Here is a 19,182-nt window from a genome sequence, read left to right on the forward strand (position 1 = left end):
TGCCAGTCACTCTCAAGTCTTTCAGCCACAGGTTTAGGGTCACGCTATCGTCCAGGGCCAGCAGGTAGTTGCCTGAGGTAGTAGTACTCGTTTGGGCAATTCCATAATGTGCCGGCGCTGGCGTAGCCGTTAGTTCAGCAGTTTGGGCCTGGCTGTTATTACGCGACCCAATTTGTATGAGACAGATACTTTATTCGTTGCTGCTAAGCGGATGTGCTGCTCAGTGAACCCGTGCTGACGGCAACCAGCGTTGGCATGGGTAACCTGAACCCAATCAATGCCTCAACTTGGCAAAAAGCCGCACTACGCAGCCGAACACTCTACGCAAGCGTGTATTTTGAGGATATCGAATCCGTGAATTTTGTAGCCCCTCGGGGGACAGATAAGGCGGTAGTTAATATCCGTGTCGATAATCAACCCGCTATGCAGTTGGCGCTGGATTCAGCCATCCTTCAAGACACAATGCACCAGTGGCCGGATGCGGCGGGGAAAACTAACGCGGGAGTGAATATCACTTTCTTGTATTGAGCAAGTCCTGCCTGCATAATACTTATCCTGGGTTTAATCGATGGTTCACCGGCTCCATTGGTGCGGCAACCTTGGGTTGGTAATAGCAAAGCAGGATGCTTCCAGGGGCTGCCAGCCAGAAGGGGCAACTCAGGTGGGTAGTGGGGAGACAAAGAAAATTTCGTACCACGCCCCGCAACTTACTGTGCTTGTACTAGCTCACATAGCACGCCCAAACAGGTAGTGCAACGCCGACAATGCCAGCAACTGAGAGTGTAGCACCTTCCTGCGTCAGTTTAGCTCCCGGGCGATAGGGTAGCGGAAAGGATAAGGATGACCGGGCCCGGCGTGCGCGTAGAGCCAAGCTAACCGCGCATCGGGGTCGGTGGCAAAGGCAGGGTCGGCGCGGAGCTTGGCTTCAAATTCCGCCTTCAGGCCTGCATCGGTCGCCAGCAGACGCTCGCCCAGCGCGGCCAGCACAAAAGCGTCGGTGTTGGGGGCCGGGGCTAGCATTTCGGGAAAAAAGCCCCAGGCCAGAAACGAATCCTGGCTTTCCGGCTCCAGCAAAGCGGCCGCCAGCAGCCCCTTGGGCTGGTCGGCGGGCACGCGCACACTACCCACGGGCAGCACCTGCTCCTGCAATTCGTGCCGGAAAGTAGCTGATAGTGGCACGCGGCCTTCGTTGGGCTGTAGCAGCTTGGGGTCTACCAGCCGCACTTGGTCGAGGGGCAGGGTGCGGGGGGCATTCAGCGTTTCGAACTGAATGCCGTGCAGGCGCAGGCGGTCCAGCACCTCGGTGTGCGCGGCGGGCACCCACCAGGCCTTGGGCAGGCGGACAGTTTGCGTGGGCTGCTGCCCGATGATGGGCATGCGGAATGTAACCGGCCGGCCCAGCCAGCGCTGCTCCAGCCGCCCCGACGCCGGGGAGGGATACAGCTCGAAAGCAATGCCCTTAAACTGCTCGATCCAGCCAATCGGCTGGGAGGCTGGGGTCCAGCGCGTGAGCAGCTCGGTGGGCCGGCTTGCCCGGTCTTGGGCCTTGGCGGCGGCAACTCGGCCGGCATCCTGCGCGGCAATCTGCAGGGCCGCTTCCAGCAGCACGTAGGTGCCCAATACCCGCTGGCGGTAGGGCTTGAGCATGTGATTTTCGACCAGCACGGTCGGCACGCCGATAAAGTCTCCGTAGCCGGTGGAGTAGCGCGGGCCCTCGGGGCTGTAGCGAATGCCCTTGGTCGGCTCGCGCGTGTCCAGGGGGCTGGGATACTTGATGGGCGTGTGCCCGGCCTTAGTCAGGGCCCGCGTCACGGCCGGTCCGAAGCGCCCTTCCAGCCAATCGGCCGTGGCCCGGTGGCGGGCATAAGTGCCCCAGCCGGCGTAAGTGAAAGTCACGTCGTACTGCATATCGAAGCCCTCGCTGACGTGACAGTCAACGTAAAGGATGGGGTCTAACTCGCGCAGCAGCCCCAGCATGGCGCGGGTTTCGGGCGCGTCCGCTTTCCCGTAGTCCCGGTTCAGGTCGATGTTGCGGGCATTAGCATCCCGTCCCTTCCTAATGGGGCCACGCACATGCACGAAGTTCCACTCGCTTTGCTGCTCGTGCCCATCGATGTTGTAAATGGGCACGAATACCAGATCTACCCGATCTAACAGGTTGTCCTTGCCGCGCAGGGCAATATCGCGCAGCAGCATCAGCCCGGCGTCCTTGCCGTCAATCTCGCCCGCGTGAATGCCCGCCTGCACCAGCACCACCGGCTTGGCCGGGCCGCCCTTGCTGGCGCGCACGTACAGCAGGTCGCGGCCTTCCCCGGTGCGCCCAAAGGACTGTAACGTGAGCAGGGGCGAGGCCGCGTCCAGCTTTTCCAACCAGGTGCGTACTTCGGCGTAGCGCGGTGTGGTCTGAAAATTGGCCGCCTCGGCCGGCGTAATCCACGGGTCCGACGGTTTGGCCAGCAGCCGCTCACTCTGGCCCGACCACGGCCGTACGGGAGGCAGGGTTACTACGTCTTGGGCCATCAGAGGGGTGGACCCGGCGCACAGCAATGCCGCAGCTAGCATGCGCGTCCGGTAACCGGTGCTGGTTCTTATCATCTTCAAAACGGAAAAGGTTGCAAGCTCCTACTGCGGCTCAGGGGGAAGTTGCTGGTGAGTAGCCAACTCGCGGCCAACTGCTTGCAAAGGTAGGCAACGGGCTGGTATTTGCATCAAAGTTGCATTTGTGGTCGCCCGATATGACTGCTCCCGTTGGCTGGTCAACCAATGTTCCTATTGACAATCAGTGTGGTACGTGCGCAGGGAAGACAGCTCCATTATCGGGCGTGAGGAATAGACTATAGCCACGTTAGTCACACCGGGGTATTCCTAAGCTATCATTTAAAAAGGGAGTTATTACCCCCATTCTGCGTTTTTATCCTGCTCATCCCGTTTGCCTTGGCCAGCACTTCCTGCGGTAGCATAACCACCCTGGGCCTCGGGGGAGGCAGCTCAACGCGGAACTAGTGGGCAGTTGCACGAATCAAGGGTGCGCGCTGCCAACGGTAGCTACCAGGGGATATTTGCCGGGGCAGACTCACTCGCTTTGCCGCATTTGAGCAATACTATGTGGCAGCAGCTCCGGGCAACTGTGCCGCGCGGACGTTAGCTGCCGTCAAGACGCACTACGTGCCGGTAAAACCCACCAGCAGCCCGCCCATAATGGGTCCGGTGAGCTCAACCATGACCGGCCAGTGACCCAGCATCCATCAACTTCCGGCCCACTGCCCATCCCAGCCCTTGCTAGGCCCATCGGCCTAAATTCTCCCAGCTGGACTCCTGCCCAGCAACTCAGTTGCGGCCTTCTTTAGCGCGGCGGACGCACTCCACTCGCTCAAGCGAGCTTGTACTGCCGCGGGCACCACCCGGCGGGTGCGGGCCACCAAGTCAGCGTAGGTAGCCAGCAGCTTGGCCGTTTGGCGGGGTGGGGTGGCGGGCAGCTCGGGTAGCAGGGCTTCGAGGAGCTGGCACAGGGCGTCATCGGGGCGGGCGCCGAGGGCGCGGGCCTGGGCCAGGTTGTCGGTTAGACGGGGGACGGGGGCGAAGCTGGCGGCCAGCAGCCGGCCCAGCGCCCGCCCCAGGGCGTAGGGAGCCAGGCGACTGTGCTCAATGGCGGCCAGCAGGACTTCCAGGGCCAGCGCCCGGCCGGGGGCGTCAGCCTGAACTAAAGCCAGAGCCAGCAGCAGCGTGGTGGGTTCGGCAAAGGCGGGGCCGGGTAGCAGCAGCGTGTGCAAAACCTGCTGCTGCACGTTGCGCTCCTCGGAGTAGGTGTCGTTGGTTTTGTAGAGGGTGCGGACCAGGTGCCAGTGCAGCGGGCCCGGGTGGGCGGGCACCAGGGAAAGCAGAAAATTCACTCCGCCCACCAATGACCACAAGTAGCTGCGGCTGCCCTTTTGGTGGAGCCGGGCGTGCAGCGAATACAATAGCAGCGGCGAGGGCGGCTGCTGGCCCGGGTGCTCGGTGGGCACGCGCAGCTCCGTCCAGGATTCGGTGCGGGTGGGCTGCTGCTTGTTCCAGCGCTGCTGGTACACGTGCGTCACCGGCTCGAAATGCCAGCCCGGCTGCCAGGGCGCCGCCACGCCGGGGTAGTCGGCCAGCGGCCGCAGCTCCTCAAATGTGGCCTCGGGGTAGCGCGTCCGGGCCGCCACCGCCCACAGCCAGGGCAATGCTTCGGTCAGCGGGCCCGAGCTACTATTGCCGACTCCAATGGGCAGCAACCGGCGCAGCAAACCGCCTAGCACCTGGCCCACCGACTGCCGCTGCGCCAGCTCGGGCAGCGGCTGGGGTGACCCGGCCGGGGCCAGAAACCAGTCCACCAGCTCACGCAAAGCCGTGTGGTCGAGCTGGGGTAGTAATGCGCGGGCTGCGGCAGCCTCGGTTGGGGCGTGGCAGGCGCAGCGGGCCAGAGCAATGCTCAGGTCGGCGGAGTCGGGCTCCTGGCCGGCGGCTTGGTAGGCCAGCAGGCGCTGCACCAGAATCGTAGGAGCCAGCCAGTGCGGGACGTGGGTGGGCGTGCTCAATAGCGGCAGGGCGGTGGGGCCCGCCGCCAGCTGCCGCTCGGCAAACGCCAGACGCTGGCGCTCCAGGCGCAGCAGCGGATCGGGTTTGGCGTGGTCCGAACCGGCCAATGATACCCGGGCCACCCGCTGCCCCACCGAGCCGGGCAGCTGGCTCGCCAGCAGGGCCAGCGGCAACGAGAGCGGGCTATTGGCTGCCGTCTGGTAGGCGGCCAGCTGCTGCCAGACCTGCGTTTCGTTTTTACCATCCAGGTGCCAGGATAAGACCTGGTGCAGATAGGGCAGGAGCTGGTGGGCAAAATCAACTGGAAACTGGGGCCGCAGCCGCAACAGGCCTTCCAGCCACCGCTCCCGGTCGGTGGGCGTGTCGCGCGTCAGCACCGTGCCCGTCAGAAACAGCCACTCGTGGTAGTCCGCCACCGGCGCAATGGCCGTGTCCGCCGTCAGTTCGGGCTGAAAGGCCGCCTGAGGGGCGTAAGTTTCGGCGGTGTCCTGGGGGCCGGTAGCGGCGGGCACGGCCAGCCACGGGGCCAGCGTGGCGCGGGCAGCCGCCGGCAGCAGGTCGGCGTAAAGCGCCACGCTGGCTTGCACGTCTTCAACCTCGGTAAGCGTAAGAACGGACTTCTTAGCGCCTAAAATGCCCGCCAGGAGCTTGGCGGCGCGCTCCTGGGCGGTAGCATCGGGCGTTGCCAGAGCAGTGGTCAAGGCTATGGCCAATGGGGCGGTCAGGGTCGGGTCGCGCTTCAGGAGCTTTTCCAGGCCGCTCAGCAGGGTGCGCAGGCCGGTTTTCAGGTCGTGGCGCGCCAGCAGGGCTTCGGCGTAGGGCAGCAGGGGGCCGGCGGCAAAGCCGGAGTTAGACCACAGGTCTTTAAGCTGCTCGAGCGCAAAATTGACTACCAGCGGCAGCGGGTGGGCCAGCAGCTCCACCAGCTCGCTCTGCCGCGCCAGCCGTTCCTCCGGCGTGGGTTTCAGGCTTAAAAATAGATTCTTGAGCCAAGTCAGTAGCGGGCGGCGGAAGTCGCGCCGCAAAGCCAGCAGCGTGCGCGTCAGCCACTCGGCCCGGTCGAGGTGGCCGGATTCTACCAACGCGGGCAGCAGCGTAAGCCAGGTGATGTCAGCGCCGTGCTTGCCGCGGTAGATGGTGGCTGAGTCAACAGGCGTATCAAAGTCGAGCAGCAGCGGTAAGTCGCGGGTGAGTAACGTGGTATCGGCCTGCAGCTGCCGCAGCAAATGCACCTCGAACTCACGGGCGTGGCTGTTGCCGTCGCGGTTGTAGCGGCTCAGCCAGTTGGCGGTACTTTGGGCAAACAGCCAGGCGTCGTGCTCCAGCCCGCCCGCGTCGAGCAGCTCGCCCAGCAGGCGGTAGGGCGGCGGCTGATTGCCCTGCTGCCGGGCTTCGCGTTGCAGCCAAGCCAGTAGCCAGGTTGGCCGGCTGTGCAGCACCACTTCCTTGAATAACTGCTGGTGGCCCAGCTGGTGCCGGGCATTGTAGTAGCCAAAATTGGGGGGCAGCGCGAAATTGCGAGTCAGCGCCTCCGCTTTGGAATAGGTGGCCAGCCCGGCCAGAAAGAGCCGGTCGAGAACGGGGTCACTCTGCCACCAATTTATCGTGCGCAGCAGCTGCTTGGTTCGGGCGCGCACGGCCAGCACTTCCGTCTTGGGCAGCTGCTTCAAAAACGCCACCATGTCCGCCAGTGTGCCTTTGTTCACCAGTTCGTCGAACTGCTCTACTACCGCGTTTTTCATTTCAGTAAGCTATAAGAATGACTACGCCAGCAGCGCCGCACTGAGTTTTTTCAGGCTGGCCGAGGCGCTCCACTCGCGCAGGCGGGCCTGCACCGGCGCGGGCACCGGGTGGCCGGCGCGGCCGGGCAGGTCCAGGTACAGCGTCAGCAGGGCGTTGGTCTGGCGCGGGGGCGTGGCCGGCAGCGCGGGGAGCAGGGCTTCCAACAACTGGCGCAGCGCGTCGTCGGTGCGCGGACTAATCGCGCGGGCCTGCACGAGGCCGCCCGTGAGGCGGGGCAGCGGCGCAAAGCCCGCCGAGACGAGCTTGCCCAGCGCATCGGCCAGAGTGGCCGGTACCAGGCGGCCGTGGTCGATGGTGGCCAGTAGGGTTTCCAGGGCCAGGGCCCGGACGGGCGGCTGCGGGTAAGTAAGGCCCAGGGCCAGATGCAGCGCGGCCGGCTCATCAAGGGCCGGGCCGGGCGCCAGCAGCCCGCGCAGCACCTGGCTCAGTATCTGCCGAAAGCCCGTTTCGCCCGTGTCGCGCATGGTGGACAGCGTGAAGGGGCGCCAGTGCAGCGGGGCCGGGTACTGCGGTAGCAGGCCCGCCAGGTAGGGGTAGTTAGCACCCAGGGCGGCCAGGTCGTTCCAGCAGTATTTAGGGTTGACGGGGGCAGCCGTGTAGAGCGAATACAGGGCCACCGACGCGGGCGGCGCGGCCACCGGCGCCAGCGGCCGCACCTGCAGCTCCAGCCAGTGCTCGGTTTCCTCCGTGATACCGGGCTTCCAGCTCACTTTGTGGGTACGTGAGGCGGCCACCACTTCCCAGTTCATCGCGCAGGGCCGCACCACGTTGGCGCAGTCGGGCGGCGTGAGGGCCGCCAGGGCCGGAAATTCGCCGGCGGGCTGACGGGTGCGGGCCGCCACCGCCCACAGCCAAGGCAATGTTTCGGTCAGCGTCGCGCCCGCGGGCGCGGCGGTTTTGCTGGGGTCAGGAGCTTCGGTTGCCGAGGTTGGCAGGGGGGTAATGCCCGGCGCCAGCAACCAGACTATCAACTCGCGCAAACCATCGTGCTTAAGTTGAGACAGCTCTGCGGTGGCGGCAGCCCTATCCTCCGCATTGGCCCAGACTAGGCGGGCAAGAGCGATACTTAGGTCGGCGGAGTCGGGCTCCTGGCCGGCTGCCTGGTAAGCCAGCAGGCGCTGCACCAGAACCGTAGGAGCCAGCCAGTGCGGGGCGTGGGTGGGCGTGCTCAGCAGCGGCAGGGCCCGGCGGGCGCGGAGCAGCGTTTCGGCAAAGGCTAGCCGCTGCTGCTCGGCCCTCACTAACGGGTCGAAGTCGGCGTACTGCCCGGCCGTTACCAGCGGCACCAATGGCTCCGCAAAATCCAGCATCCAGCTTAGTATTATTGCCTCCGCTAGGCCCGTGTGCCCCAGCACCTGTTGACCCAAACGTACCACTTCCCGGGCCTGCTCCGCGGTGAGGGGCTGACCGGCTTCGCGGCCCCAGGTAATTATCTGGGGCAGGTAGGGCAGCAGCTGCCCAGCGTAATCGGCTGGCAGCCCGGCCTGCAGGCGCAGCAGCCCCTCCAGCCAGCGCTCCAGGGCCAGCGGGTCGTCATGGCGCAGCACCTGCCCGGTCAGAAACAGCAGCTCGTGCCAGTCCGCTACCGGTGCCACCGCCGTTGTGGCCGATAGCTCCGGCCGAAAATCTGCCACCGGCTCATAGCGCTCGGCGGCTCCTGGAATCACCGGCGCGGCGGGTGCGGCCGTCAGCCACGGGGCCAGCGCGGCGCGGGCCGGGGGACCCAGCAGCTCCGCATAGGCCCCAATGGTATCCGTGGCCTCGGTGGTTTGGGCGGCGTTAAGTACGGGCTTTTTGGCCCCGAGCAGGGCAGCCAGACTTTTGGCGGCGCGCTCCTGCACGCCCGCGTCGGCGTGGGCCAGGGCGCTGGCGTAGAGTCGGGCCAGCGGGGCGGCCTGCGCGGCATCGGCTTTTAGCAGCCGGTCGAGGCCGGTGAGCAGGGTGCGCAGCCCGGTTTTCAGGTCCTGCCGGCTCAGCAGCGCTTCGGCCAAGGGCAGCAGGGTGGCTAGGTCGAACGCCGGCCGCCCCCAGATTTCCTTGAGCTGGTCAATGGCAAAATTAACCACCAGCGGCAGCGGGTGGCTGAGCAGCTCACGCAGCTCGCTCTGGCGGGCCAGCAGCTCTTCAGGAGTAGGCTTTAGGTTAGCATACAGGGTTTTAATCCAAGTCAGCAGCGGCCGGCGGAAATCCCGCCGCAGGGCCAGCAGACAGTGAGTCAGCCATTCGCCCCGGTCGAGGTGGCCGCCAGCCAGCAGTTCGGCCAGCAGGGTTTGCCAGGTCACCGGCTTGCGCTCCTTACCTGACCAGGCACTACTGGAGTCAACCATCGTGTCGAAGTCGAGCAGCAGCGGCAGGTCGCGCCGCAGCAGCGTATCGTCGGCGCGCATGTCGGCCAACATGATCAGGTCTAGGTCCGTAATGTCGCCGCCCGGCGCGTGGTTACGCCGCCAATTGTAATGGTTGGGAAGCATGGCCACGCTTTGGGCCGTCAGCCAGGGGGCGTAGGCAATCAACTCGGTGGCCAGCAGCTCGCGCACGAAGCTGTACTGCGGCGCGGCCCAGCCATTCTCGCGGGTGCGGCGCGCCAGCCACTCGCCCAGCCACGCCGGCTTAAACTGCCGGATAACAGCCAGAAACGGTGGGGCCTCGGCTTCCGCGGACCAGTCATCGGGCAAGGTCAGGTCGAACCCGTACCAGGGGCTCAGCCGCCGCGACTCCTTAGCCGAATACGTAGCCAGTCCGGCCAGAAACAGCAAATGTGCCCGTTGCGCGGTCAACTGGCTGCGCGTCTGGTCGGGTTGACCGGTGGGCTCAAAGCTGTTTTGCAGCTCTTTTTCCAAACTCAGCGTCCGCTGCCGCACGGGCACTACATCGCGTTTATCCAGGGCCAGCAGAAAGGGCAGCAGCTCCTTCACGGTGCGGTGGCGCACTAGTTGCTCAAAGGTTTCGAGGGTGTTGGGCATGCGGGGTAAGGATAACCAAGTAAATAGAGAATAGATAATTTTGGACAGCACAGTGATAGCGCGGACTCTCGGTCCGCGCGTATGCGTGCCGGGCAGTCCCGGACAAAAGGTCCGGATTGCAGCTGGGCTACCCGAACCGTAGCTGCGCGGCTAAAATGTGCTTGCACACCCCCCGCTGACCCTGGTGGGCGCTAAACCACTGGCAGGTGCAGCGCGGCGGCTCGGCGCCACCGACCAGCACGGTGTGCCAGGCTTCGGTGCCGCGCACGCGGGCTTCGGTGCGGCCACTGGGTCCTACGGCCACCAGCTGCACGTCGTCGGCATTTTCGAGCAGGGCACGGGCATTTTTGAGGCGGGGGTTGAGCTGCAGAATGCGCGACGTTTTAAAAGGCAGGCGGCGGTAGAAATACTGGTTTTCGCGCAGGTCGAAACCCAGCAGGCCCATGGCGGCCAGGTTGGCGCACAGCCGCGCCACCGTGGCCGGTTCCAGGTCGTGGGCGAGGCCGAAAAGGGTGGGGTTGAAGGCCTCGTTGCTGTGAAACAGGTTGTTGGCCCCGGTCAGCCACTCGGCCGGCAGATCTTCGGCCAGCGCATCGAGCTGGTTGCCCTCCCCCGAAAAGCCCCGGTTAACTTCCGCCGATAGCGCCAGCAGAAACTCGTGGCCAGAGCCCAGTTCCAGCACCACGGCGCTGGCCTGCCCGTCGGGGGTGGCGTAGAGACGCAGCGTTTCCGTGAGCGGCAGCAGGCCGTCGAGCAGGCGCAGGCGGTGCGCCCCGCCGATACGCACCGCGCCCGGCCCGGCCACCGGTACCAGCGCCGGTCGGCCCCCGCGCACCACCAGGTAGGTGGCGCCGCGCGCCGCGCCGGTCGGCAGCGAGTGCAGCAGTTGGGTGGCCTGCAGGCGGCTGAAGGTGAGCTTTTCCTCCATTTGAGCCAGGTAGGCCTGCGCACCGGCCAGGCCTTTGAGCCAGCGTTCGGGCAGCGTCACCTTGCGCTCCGTCACGTGACCGGCGGCGCGCTCCAGCGTCACTTCCTGCTGGCCCACGCTCAGGCGCACCGGCTCGTGGCGGCTGATGCGGCTCAGCGCATTCACCATCGGTTCGTTGAAATCGACGTTGGTGGTGCCGCTCTGCACAATTTCCCCGTCCAGGGCCGCCGGGCCAAGGTCGAGGCGGGCGTACACGCCGTTGCAAGAGGAAAAAGCCTCGAAGCGCAGCCGCTCGGCCCCGGCCGTCACGATGGGGTCACGCAGGGCGGCGCTCTGCGGCACGAAGCGCGAGGCTACGACTTTGGCTAACGTCGTTAGTCCCCGGGCCGTCAGCCAGGCGTCGCGCAATTGGCCCCGAAAAAAACTGGCGGCCCCGCCGGTCGGAGTGTTTTCGGCATAGGCGGCAAGCAGCAGCGCTTCGCCCTCAGGTGAGTGCGTCAGGGCCGAAGGCTGGGCGTAGGCATACACAAGGTCGGACATAGGTAAGCGAATAAGGATGGAGGAAGGAAATAAGTAGTCAGCAGTTTCTGCTGCAAATATGGGAGTAAGGTTGATATCATTGCTAACATTATTGGCAAATAGTGGTGGCGAACGGCTAAAATTTTACGCAAAAAATAGCGTTACCACGATAAACCCGCTCGACGGTCCCAACCCTAGGTGCCGTTGGCCGTTGAGCTAGTACCTTCCTTTCCTTTCTGCGCTGCCTGATGGAACGCCTGACGTTGTACACCCACGCCACCGACCTCACCTATCTTACCACGCAGCTGGCCGAACACGGTGGGCCGCTCCGCCAAACCGGCCCGTTGGACTGGCAGGCGGGCTCGGCCGAGGCCCCCGCGCTGCGCCTGCACGGCCGCCAGCGCACCCAGCCCGACTACCAGCTGCGCGAGATAACCGACGACTTCACCCAGAATCTGGCCGGCATGTACGGCTTCGTGCAAAAGCTGCCGATGGCCAGGACCGACTTGCAAAACCGGCTGCTCACCAAAATCACCACCCTGAATACGGAGTTGACCATCACCGCCGAGTCGGGTTTTCCGGCGGGTTTCGGGGCCTGGCTGGCCCCGGTACTGGCCCATTACGAGGCGCTGGTATTCGCGGAGCAAAATTCGCTGTATCCGGCCGCCGGACAGGCGTTTTACGACCCCGCCGGCCGGCTCCTGACCGACACACGCGGCGCCGGCGATGCGGCGGCTGAGCTGCCCGTCAGCATTGAGAGCAAATACTACGACGAACTCGACCCGCTACCCGACCAGCTCGCCCGCAAGGCCCGCTCCGAAGCCGCGTTGCAGGGGCGGGGCATTTCCTTCGCCGCCGGCCTGCCGCCGGTAGCCAGCGATACCACGGTGGCCCTGCGCGCCCGGGATGCCGTGGTGGACCGCGCGCTGGCCCTGGCCTACGTGGCCCTGAAGGGAGAAGGGCTGGAAGCCGATTCGCTGGAGGGCTTTGACCGGGCCTACGCGGCGCGGAATTACCTCAGCCCCTTGGAGCAGGCTTTTGCTGATAACCCGACCCCCGACGAGCAGGCCCGCATGAACGCTACCTGGCGCTACGAGGCGCTGCACGTGCTGCTGTGGGCGCTGGGCTACGTGTCCGAGCTGGATTATCCCGACCATATCTGTGACCCTGGCGCCGACATCGGACTGCTGGCTCCGCTCAGCGAGGCGGAGTTTCGGGAACGGGCCCGGCTGCGGACGACCGGCGAAATTCTCGACGCGGCCGACCTTACCTACCGCTACGCCTGGGCCTGCGTAGATGCCCGCCTGCACCAGCGGCCCGCGCCCGCCGGCCTCGAGAGTGGTGTAGTGCACGAGCGCCTGTATGCTCTCAACTGGTTGACCTCCCGGTTTGAAGAAGAGTGGGACGAGGTGAGCACCGACACCTGATCAAATTCGAAACGATGCAGGGCAGGCCCTACGCATTCTGAGCCTAAACTCAGCTAAGCTGAAATTATTTGTAGTATACCCAACACGACCCACAGGCAGCGCTTTGCCGCGCCGGCATCATGGCCAAATCAATCAAAGCAATCGAGTGTCCGAAGTGCGGCAGCACCCAAAAGACGGCCGTTCGGCCGGATGTATTCCAGTGCGAGGGGTGCGGGACGGAGTATTATCTGGATAACGATGATATCAACGTTAACTACACGGTGCGGCAGCACGCGCCGGCGCCTGGTGGGTCGTTGGCCGGCACAACCCGGGCCGTGGTGATAGGGGCAGTGGCAGTGACCTCGCTGCTGGTCGTGGGCGGTATTCGCAGCCTGTTTCACCGCGACCCGGTGGCCTATTACCCGGTGGCGGTACCCAGCGGCTCGGTGGTGGCGGGCAGCCCCGATGACACCGACAAACAGCCGCTCACCTATACCTGGGGCTCTACCGAAACGGTCTTGTACCCGGGGGCGGGCGGGCGGCCGGAGCGCATCATTGTTGGCAACCGCAGCTACAGTGGGCGGGGCATTTCCAGGGACAGCCTGGTGGCCAGTTTCTACGATGCCAGCACCGGGGCCGAGTTGCGGAGCCAGCCGCTACCCCGGCCGGCCGGCCGCTCCTCGCCCGACCTCAAGCTGCGGCGCTTTGCCGATGGCGCGCTCTACGTGCTGCTGAATAAAACCACGGTGTACCAGTTCGACCCCGTTTCGCACCGCGTGGAGGATGTAAGCCAGCGCTTGTTTCGCAATCAGCCGGAGCTGGCCAGCGGGGTGGCCAGCGTGGAATTCATCAGCGAAAATCAGGGCGACGGGTTTGAGGTGTTCACCAACGATGGGCGCACGCTGAGCTACTACCCACTCATTCACAAGGTGTACGGCAAAGACGAGGTGTACGCGGCCCAGACGGGCTTTGAAAGCCTGCGGCCGGGCAGCCCCACCAAAACGGCGTTTGTTTTCAGCACCAAAGGCCTTACTTACCCCGAAGACAAGCTGCAACTGATTAAGTACCAGTTCCGCGACAACGTGGGCGGGCCGCAGGATGCGCCCGAGTTTGAGTGGGAGGACGACTACGGCGGGTCGGGCATTTTTACCGATGCTGACCCCCACCGCAAGGTGCTTACTACCCCCGGCGCCATGCGCAAGTCGCGGGTGCTCTCGTACACCGATTTCACGCCCGGCCGGCTCTACTTCAACCCCCGCGTGCAGTACTACGATGCGGATGTGGTGCTCATCACGTTCCGCCCGACGGCTGCCGAAAACAGCCCGCTGCGGGCGCAGGGCCTGGATGCGCGCACGGCGGCCATCCGCTTTACGCTGCCGCTGCCCGAGGCCAACGGCAGCCTCGATCAGGCCCTGCGCACCAAGAAGGGTTTCGTGCTGGGTGGCGACCAGGACACCTACGTCATTAGCCCGGACGGACGCTTGCTTACCCACCTCGACCCTGAAAAACCATAGCCATGGCCTTTAGCTTTTTTCGCAATCAGCTGTCCATCATCATTGAATGGGCCAATCAGCAGCCGGGGGTGCTGCTCTACCGCTTCCCCACGGCCAACGACGAAATCAAGGACGCCAGCAAGCTCATTGTGAGCCCCGGCCAGGGGGCGCTGCTGGTGTACGAGGGCCGCGTGGTGGAGGTGCTCACCACCGAGGGTATCTACAACCTGGAAACCGATAACCACCCGTTCATCACCACCCTGACCAAGCTGCGCACGGGTTTCGAGAGCGAGCATCGGCTGCGCGTGTACTTTTTCCGCAGCGCCGAAAACGTGAACCAGCCCTGGGGCACCGCGTCGGCGGTGAAGTACGTGGACCCGGTGTACCAGTTTCCGGTGGAACTGGGGGCCAACGGCAACTTCTCGTTCCGGCTGGCCGATGCCCAGCAGTTTGCAACCAACGTGGCGGGCCTGAAGGATGCGTACACCACGCAGGAGGCGAAGCTGCTGCTGCAAAGCCGCGTGGGCCAGGTGCTGGCCACGCAGCTGGCGGGCGCGCAATTCTCTTACCAGCAGCTGGATGCGCAGTTGGGCACACTCTCGGCGGCCCTGCGCGAAGAGCTAGGGGCCGAGTTGGTCCCGCTGGGCTTGGAGCTGACCGATTTCCGCATTGCCGGGACGGTGTTTGACAAGGGCACCCAGCAGCGCATCGCCCAGATATCGAACGTGACGGCCGGGGCCCAGGCCGCCGCCGCCGGGGGGCTCAACTACGCCGAGTTGGAAAAGCTCAAGGCCCTGCGCGACGCCGCCCGCACCGAAGGCGGCCTGGCGGGGGCGGGCCTGCAGCTGGGCGCGGGCGCGGAGCTGGGCCGGGTATTCGCCACGCAGGTCGACCAGCCGACTGCCGCCCCCGCCGAGCCCGACCCGGTGCAGCAGCTGCAGAAGCTCAAGCTGCTGCTCAGCGAGGGCATCATCACGCAGGAGGAATTTGAGGCCAAGAAGAAAATCTGGCTGGACAAGCTGTAATCGGACTAAGCATCAGAAGTTATGAAACAGATAATTGGTGGACTGATTCTGCTGCTGGGCGCGGGCCTGGCGGTGCTGCTGGCCCTAGTGGTGCTCACCATCATCTGGTTTGCCTTTTTCGAAGACCCACGGGCGGGCTACGACCGGCAGCCCATCCGGCGCGCCCAACCCCGGGCCGGCAGCGAGCCGGGCGGGCTCTCGGAGCGGGAATAGCCGGGCGCGCCGCCTGAGCCGACACCGGTAGTAGATTCCCTTAATACTCTCTTTTCAATCTTGCTGACTATCCTGAAAAATGGCAACTGAATTTTCGATTTTAGAGCGTAACATTCTCAAGGCGAAAGGGCTGACGGAAGAAACACTGGCCGCCCTGGGAGAACTAGGAGTGCAGAGCCGCAGCGACTTTGAGCAGATTGGCACCGTAGTGACCCTGCTGGAACTCATGCCCGACCTCGACCCCGCCGTGGCGGCCCGGGTGCTGGAGTGGGCCTTGCCCGCGGCCCCGGCTGCGGCCGCCAACTTGGCTGCGCCTGATGCGCCGTTGCCCACCATCGTGGTCGATTCTTCGGACGTGGTATTCTGCGCCAACTGCCACCACAAGCAGCCCAAGGATTACACGCCCGGCGACTTGTGCGTGAACTGCGGCCGGCAGGCCGAGCCCATTGAGCAGTGCTTCTGGTGTGGCGCCAGCGGCCCCGGCAAGTTTTGCCGCAACTGCGGCGCCCATTTCGTGCGCACCGCTGAGCTGCCGCTGGCCCTGCTGCTGCGCCGCGACGGCCTGGCCAAGGACGAGATTCCGCGCCGCCTGAACGAGGCTTCCACCGAAGAAAAGGAGCAGCTCTGGGGCCGCGTGCGCCGCGCCAGAATCTAGTCGGCGCAACGCCCCAGGCAAATACCGTAGCGCAAACCTTCGGGAAGCGCACCGACGCCGCTTGCCGGCTGCTCTGGTGCGCGGCCTGAAGGCTTGTGCTACTCTACTTCATATCTACCACTATCCAATCAGCCAGTATTGATGCGAGCTACTTGTGAAACCTGCGGCCAGGTGCAGCCGCCCGATTGGCAGCCCGGCGACCTGTGCGGCAACTGCGGCCACGTAGTGCGGCGCGAAAAGCGTTGCCACTGGTGCGTGAAGCTGACCCCCGACGGCAAGTTTTGCCGGCACTGCGGGGCCGGTCAGGTGCCCGATGAGCAGTACGGCGCCGCCCGCTGGCTTAAGTACCTGGGCACCGACCAGTTTGCCCTGCCCGAACGGCTGGCGGCCATGGACCCCGAGCAGGTGACCCACTTCACGCGGCTCTACCAGCGGCAAGCCATTGTGGTGGAGCGCCTCCTGAGAGACCTGGGCTACGCGGAAAGCTTTGCGCGGCAGCGCGGCTGGGCGCGCCAGTGGGAGGAAGCCCTGTTGCCGCTGCTGCCCATGAAGGACGAGGAGCTGGCCCCCCTGGCCATGCCGCCGGCCCAGGGCACCACCGACCTGGAAAAGCTGCTGGAAATCCGGCAGTTGTCGCCGCTGGGCATCAGCCAGCTGCTGGCCGCGCTGGGCCGTATTCGCATCTGGCAAATGAACACGCTCAGCTACGCCGAGACGGGCCTGGGCACCGATGTGGAGCTGGTGCTCCCCTATTTGAAGGACCCGAACCCCGCCGTGCGCCTGGAAGTAGCCCTGACCATGAGTCACTGGCGCTTCGGCATCAACGGCGCAAGTTTCGGAAAAACGGAGATTGAATCGACGTTGCGGGAGGCCCTGGCTGGGCCGGCGGTGTTGGAAGCGGCCACCAGCCTGGCCCTGATGGCGTCCTACTGGCAGGGCCAACCCCAGGCGGTGTACGCCGAGGCGCTGGCGTCGGAAAACCAGGAAATTGCCTTCGCCGCCGCCCTGGCCAACTATACGGTCGACCCGCTGCTGGCCGCCCTGCGCGTGCCCCGCCGCCAGTACGCCGCCGCCTTCGTACTCACCAAAGCCGGCGCCGATATTGACGCGGAGCTGGCCGCGCTGCTGCCCACGTTCACGGATCTTGAAGTGGACCACATCCTGCGGGCTCTAACCCAGCAGGGGAGGCCCCGGCCGGCCTTGCGGGCTTACTTCACGGCCGAGCTTACCAGCGAGCGGACCCGGCGCAACCACAGCCAGGACCAAATCCGCGACCTGCTGGCCCTCGACCTGCGGCCCGGCGATGCCGTGCGCATGCTCCGCGAGAACCCCGACCGCCGCTTCGGGGCCAGGCTCCTGCAAAACCCCGTCCTCACGCCCCCGGAACGGGTGGAGCTGTACCGGCAATACGTGGCCCTCAATCTGTTCAACACGCACAACCTGCCCGGCAACGCGTATCCGCCGCTGCCGCCAGATTTCGTGGCCGAAAACTGGCGCACTGCCCCGGCCGATTCGCTGCAGGGGCTGCGTGGGCTGGCCCATCAGCAGCTGGCCGCCGGCGCGCCTGCTGAGCAGCAGGCCCTGCACACCTTCCTGCGTGGGGTGCTTTGGGATGAGGCGGCCCCGCTCGGTGCGCGCCGCCAGGCTAATCAGGTGCTGCTCGACTGGTACAACGGCTACCACCACTCGCCCTCCCTGCCGCTGGCCTTCACGGAGGAAGCCGCCCGTTTTTACTTCGGCTCTTTCGAGGCGTACGTGGAATATTTCGTGTACGGGGTCAAGCAGTTGCGGGTGCTACTGGCCCTGGAGACGGACAGCAAGTTTCTGCGCCCGCTCGACCCGGTGGCCGAGGCGCAGCCCGATGGGGCCGCCGCGTTTCTGCGGGCGCTAACGGCGCTGCCGCTGCCGCTGGTGGTGCAGTTTCAGGCAGCTTTGATGGACCTGGTCCTGCACTACACCAACTGGAGCATGGTGAACCGCTGGGCCGTAAAAGTGCTGGGCCAGCTGCAAGCCCACGCGCCCTTGCGCGAAGCCGTGCGCGCCGACCTGACGACCCTGGCCAGCCTCACCGATGCGTCCGACGACCACGTGCCCTACCTGGCTCAGCAGGCCCTGGCCCACTAAGTCATGAGCTGGCTCGCGCAACTACGCGCCTGGTGGCGCGGGACGGCCGGCCCACCGCCCCGCCCCTACGCCAACCCATTGGACTACGCGCTCCACTATTGCCTCTACCCACCGCCCGACGGCCCGGACGCGCTGCCCGGCACCTGGCAAGCCGCCTTTCCGGGCCTGACGACTGCGGAGGCCGAGGCCGTGCAGCAGCAGCTCCTGGCCCTGCAGGAAATGGCCACCGACCTGGGCTGCCGCGTGAACCAAGAGCGGTTAGTTGGCGCGGAAGCCTACGACCGCCTCTGGGCTGCCTACCCCCAGCTTGACCGGCGCGACTTGGGCACGCTGCTGTGGCGGGCCTTCGTGAACACTCGCTAGCGTAACGCTTTCGGCTCAGTTGGGCAACATCCTCTAGGCTTAGCGGACTGAGCCGCAGCAGTAAATACATCCAATTATCGGCTTGATAATAGCTTCCGTACTTCGATTATCCGCTATGAACTACTTGCTTATTGCCCTGCTGGTGCTGGCCACCGCCGCCGTATTGCTGCTGAACGGCCGCCGGGCCCAGGCGCAGCCGGCGGTGCCGGCCACCACGCCGGCCAGCCTGCCGGTCGGGCCGCTGGTTGTCAGCACCCTGGCCGGGCATCCTACTCCCGCCCCTTACGCCGACGGGCGCGGGGCCGCCGCCCGCTTTGTGCAGCTGCGCGACCTGGCCGTGGACCAGCAGGGCAACGTGTGGGTGGCCGACCAAAGCACCATCCGCTGCATCACGTCGGCCGGGTAGGTGCGCACGGTGGCTGGCTACCCGCCCGTGCCTCGGGGCGAAAACCAAGACCCCCCGCTGGATTTTGCCAATCACAACAAGCCCAGGGCGGGCGACGGTCCGGAACACTTATTCTACACTAGCATCCAGCGCAGCTCCGATTTTGTGTTAACGGAAGTTACCGAAAGTGACTTGGCGACGGAAGCTTACCTTAAAGCATCCGGACTGATTTTTACCATTCTCCGCAACGGCTACTACCTGGAAGGCTTGGCTTACCTGATTGGGAGCGAGGTGCCGGAGGAGGAAATTTGCTTTCCGGCGGGCGAAGGCAAAATTGCCTTTGTCAAGCGCACTGACCTGGCCGCCGCCACGGCGGCCCTGCTTACCAGCGAAGGGCACGAAAACCAAGAGTATACCCTGACTGGGAGCGAGGCCTACTCATTTCACGATGTAGCCCAGGAATTATCCAAGTTAGCCGGCCGGCCTATTGTCTTCAAAACTAGTGAACTGGCACCCTACCTCGCCCAAAAAGTAGCTTCCGGTTTCCCCGAAGTTGTTGCCAACTACTTTGCCCAGTGGGGCGCCGCTGTTCAGCACGGTATGCTGGCTGAGCCGCATTCTACCGTTGAGCCCCTGGTAGGCCGCAAGCCCGTACCGTTGCGGGAGTACCTGAGAACTGCCTATTTCCCGGGAACCTGACAGCCCCTTCAGCGGGATTAGCAAGGCAGAAATAATGAGGTTCAATCCA

Annotated in this window: 14 protein-coding genes; 10 read left to right on the forward strand and 4 right to left on the reverse strand. The window is 64.9% G+C overall.

The features are described 5' to 3' along the window. Window positions 1-255 precede the first annotated feature (255 nt). Complete coding sequence (locus tag ABIB60_RS18030) at window positions 256-528, forward strand: hypothetical protein (protein WP_354581876.1); 273 nt, start codon at window positions 256-258, stop codon at window positions 526-528. Window positions 529-798: 270 nt separating this feature from the next. Here ABIB60_RS18030 and ABIB60_RS18035 read toward each other — a convergent pair whose 3' ends face one another. The 4 genes from ABIB60_RS18035 to ABIB60_RS18050 form a co-directional block, all read right to left on the reverse strand. After that, on the reverse strand, window positions 799-2,520 hold the full coding sequence (locus tag ABIB60_RS18035) for a M14 family metallopeptidase (RefSeq protein WP_354581877.1): 1,722 nt from the start codon (window positions 2,518-2,520) through the stop codon (window positions 799-801). A gap of 773 nt (window positions 2,521-3,293) precedes the next feature. Further along, a complete protein-coding gene (locus ABIB60_RS18040) occupies window positions 3,294-6,299 on the reverse strand; it encodes a DUF6493 family protein (RefSeq protein WP_354581878.1) in 3,006 nt (1,001 codons plus the stop codon). Between the two features lie 21 nt (window positions 6,300-6,320). Then, a complete protein-coding gene (locus ABIB60_RS18045) occupies window positions 6,321-9,323 on the reverse strand; it encodes a DUF6493 family protein (protein ID WP_354581879.1) in 3,003 nt (1,000 codons plus the stop codon). A 127-nt stretch (window positions 9,324-9,450) separates the two neighbouring features. After that, on the reverse strand, window positions 9,451-10,791 hold the full coding sequence (locus ABIB60_RS18050) for an SWIM zinc finger family protein (protein WP_354581880.1): 1,341 nt from the start codon (window positions 10,789-10,791) through the stop codon (window positions 9,451-9,453). Window positions 10,792-11,018: 227 nt separating this feature from the next. Between ABIB60_RS18050 and ABIB60_RS18055 the strand changes: the two genes are divergently transcribed. The 9 genes from ABIB60_RS18055 (at window position 11,019) to ABIB60_RS18095 (ending at window position 19,133) form a co-directional block, all read left to right on the forward strand. Further along, window positions 11,019-12,197, forward strand: a complete 1,179-nt coding sequence (locus tag ABIB60_RS18055; RefSeq protein WP_354581881.1) for a DUF4272 domain-containing protein — start codon at window positions 11,019-11,021, stop codon at window positions 12,195-12,197. 119 nt (window positions 12,198-12,316) lie between these two features. After that, complete coding sequence (locus tag ABIB60_RS18060) at window positions 12,317-13,690, forward strand: hypothetical protein (RefSeq protein WP_354581882.1); 1,374 nt, start codon at window positions 12,317-12,319, stop codon at window positions 13,688-13,690. 2 nt (window positions 13,691-13,692) lie between these two features. Further along, window positions 13,693-14,694 carry an SPFH domain-containing protein gene (locus ABIB60_RS18065; protein ID WP_354581883.1) on the forward strand — a complete coding sequence of 334 codons (1,002 nt, stop codon included), beginning with the start codon at window positions 13,693-13,695 and terminating at the stop codon, window positions 14,692-14,694. A gap of 21 nt (window positions 14,695-14,715) precedes the next feature. Continuing rightward, on the forward strand, window positions 14,716-14,907 hold the full coding sequence (locus ABIB60_RS18070) for a hypothetical protein (RefSeq protein WP_354581884.1): 192 nt from the start codon (window positions 14,716-14,718) through the stop codon (window positions 14,905-14,907). Between the two features lie 79 nt (window positions 14,908-14,986). After that, window positions 14,987-15,562 carry a hypothetical protein gene (locus ABIB60_RS18075; RefSeq protein WP_354581885.1) on the forward strand — a complete coding sequence of 192 codons (576 nt, stop codon included), beginning with the start codon at window positions 14,987-14,989 and terminating at the stop codon, window positions 15,560-15,562. 141 nt (window positions 15,563-15,703) lie between these two features. Next, a complete protein-coding gene (locus ABIB60_RS18080; protein WP_354581886.1) occupies window positions 15,704-17,686 on the forward strand; it encodes a zinc ribbon domain-containing protein in 1,983 nt (660 codons plus the stop codon). Window positions 17,687-17,689: 3 nt separating this feature from the next. Then, window positions 17,690-18,049 carry a hypothetical protein gene (locus tag ABIB60_RS18085; protein WP_354581887.1) on the forward strand — a complete coding sequence of 120 codons (360 nt, stop codon included), beginning with the start codon at window positions 17,690-17,692 and terminating at the stop codon, window positions 18,047-18,049. A gap of 115 nt (window positions 18,050-18,164) precedes the next feature. Beyond that, the gene (locus ABIB60_RS18090; protein WP_354581888.1) at window positions 18,165-18,455 is read left to right on the forward strand and encodes a hypothetical protein; all 291 of its coding nucleotides are present in this window, start codon (window positions 18,165-18,167) and stop codon (window positions 18,453-18,455) included. Continuing rightward, window positions 18,456-19,133: a Rossmann-fold NAD(P)-binding domain-containing protein gene (locus ABIB60_RS18095; RefSeq protein ID WP_354581889.1), complete on the forward strand. Its 678-nt coding sequence runs from the start codon at window positions 18,456-18,458 to the stop codon at window positions 19,131-19,133. The last annotated feature ends 49 nt before the right edge of the window (window positions 19,134-19,182 follow it).

This window comes from Hymenobacter sp. UYP22 (genome assembly GCF_040547285.1).
GTDB lineage: Bacteria > Bacteroidota > Bacteroidia > Cytophagales > Hymenobacteraceae > Hymenobacter.

Bases quoted from the DNA above. Each gene is read 5' to 3' on its own strand.
- ABIB60_RS18040 (WP_354581878.1), bottom strand. From the start codon at position 6,299: ATGAAAAACGCGGTAGTAGAGCAGTTCGACGAACTGGTGAACAAAGGC.
- ABIB60_RS18050 (WP_354581880.1), bottom strand. From the start codon at position 10,791: ATGTCCGACCTTGTGTATGCCTACGCCCAGCCTTCGGCCCTGACGCAC.
- ABIB60_RS18090 (WP_354581888.1), top strand. From the start codon at position 18,165: ATGAACTACTTGCTTATTGCCCTGCTGGTGCTGGCCACCGCCGCCGTA.
- ABIB60_RS18065 (WP_354581883.1), top strand. From the start codon at position 13,693: ATGGCCTTTAGCTTTTTTCGCAATCAGCTGTCCATCATCATTGAATGG.
- ABIB60_RS18045 (WP_354581879.1), bottom strand. From the start codon at position 9,323: ATGCCCAACACCCTCGAAACCTTTGAGCAACTAGTGCGCCACCGCACC.
- ABIB60_RS18055 (WP_354581881.1), top strand. From the start codon at position 11,019: ATGGAACGCCTGACGTTGTACACCCACGCCACCGACCTCACCTATCTT.
- ABIB60_RS18075 (WP_354581885.1), top strand. From the start codon at position 14,987: ATGGCAACTGAATTTTCGATTTTAGAGCGTAACATTCTCAAGGCGAAA.
- ABIB60_RS18070 (WP_354581884.1), top strand. From the start codon at position 14,716: ATGAAACAGATAATTGGTGGACTGATTCTGCTGCTGGGCGCGGGCCTG.
- ABIB60_RS18085 (WP_354581887.1), top strand. From the start codon at position 17,690: ATGAGCTGGCTCGCGCAACTACGCGCCTGGTGGCGCGGGACGGCCGGC.
- ABIB60_RS18035 (WP_354581877.1), bottom strand. From the start codon at position 2,520: ATGGCCCAAGACGTAGTAACCCTGCCTCCCGTACGGCCGTGGTCGGGC.
- ABIB60_RS18080 (WP_354581886.1), top strand. From the start codon at position 15,704: ATGCGAGCTACTTGTGAAACCTGCGGCCAGGTGCAGCCGCCCGATTGG.
- ABIB60_RS18030 (WP_354581876.1), top strand. From the start codon at position 256: ATGGGTAACCTGAACCCAATCAATGCCTCAACTTGGCAAAAAGCCGCA.
- ABIB60_RS18060 (WP_354581882.1), top strand. From the start codon at position 12,317: ATGGCCAAATCAATCAAAGCAATCGAGTGTCCGAAGTGCGGCAGCACC.